The sequence below is a fragment of the Pseudomonadota bacterium genome, from assembly GCA_010028905.1.
GTDB lineage: Bacteria > Vulcanimicrobiota > Xenobia > RGZZ01 > RGZZ01 > RGZZ01.
Genome location: RGZZ01000939.1, coordinates 1 through 1,020 on the forward strand (window position 1 = coordinate 1; position 1,020 = coordinate 1,020).

1 protein-coding gene is annotated in these 1,020 nt (G+C 65.1%); it reads left to right on the forward strand.

The features are described from left to right. The first annotated feature begins 1 nt into the window (after position 1). Complete coding sequence (locus EB084_26540; GenBank protein NDD31821.1) at positions 2 to 949, forward strand: hypothetical protein; 948 nt, start codon at positions 2 to 4, stop codon at positions 947 to 949. Positions 950 to 1,020 lie beyond the last annotated feature (71 nt).

A 1,020-nucleotide genomic window follows, 5' to 3' on the forward strand; every position in this document is an offset into this window, starting at 1 on the left:
GATCACGGTGTCGGTGTGCATCGCGGTCATCGTGTTTACCGTGATCTGCGAACTCTTCATCTGCAGGCCGCTGTTCACCAGCCGGCTGTACAGCCACGAGCACCGCCAGGTTCTACTCAGGCTGGTTCTGCTCTTTGCGGGCGTAGGCATGGTGCCTGTGCTCTACTCGGCGGGCTTCTTTGCCATCATCTTGCTCCCCTGGCTCGAGAGCTACGTGGATCCAGCCCTGCACGTCGTCGAGGCGATCGCTCTGTTGTTCTTCTGGCACATTCTGGTCGCGCTCGCGGGCGGAGACACGCGCGCGGCCATGTGCGTCGAAACGTCGCCAGCGGGCGCGGCATGCGTCGTGATGCCCTTCGTCGGCGAGTGCGCATTCTGCCGCTTTCGCGGCGGCGAGAGCGCGCTCCGCTTCTGGCACTGGTCGGTCGCCCAGTGGATCGTCTTCTCGCCCGTAGTGCGCGTGATGTCGGGGATCGACTCCTTAATCGTGCGCAGGGTGGGGAACGTGATCAACGTCGTCGGTCTGGCCTTCCTGCTTCGCGCCCTGCTCGACACGCACCGCGCCACGCGCCACGCGGCGCCGCGGCACGCCCGCCCCGACCTGCAGTTCATCGCGGTCAAGCTACTCGTGTTCGTGCTTCTCGTGCAGGGGCTCATCTACGGCATCAAGTGGCCACCGGACGTAGAACCTCCGGAGGGAGTGACGCGCGCGTTCGCGTTCCTGACGGTGCTCGAGATGGTCGGTTTCGCCCTCTTCTTCGCCTGGGCCTTCGGTCCCCACACCCTCTGGTGGGCGCTCGATAAGACGCAGCTTACGGCAGCGCTCACAGAGTACGTGGCGGACCCGGGCGGCTCGCGCATGCCGCCTCGTGGGGCCTCGCATCGCGCGGGCACGTACTCGCCCGTCGACGATGCGAGCCTTCGGCGCGTTGCGTCCGCTGGCGTCTAGAGCGCGTCGTACAAATGTAGGTCGGAATTATGTATGCGTTTGCTGGGAGCTAGACTTTGCGGTTCGCGTTC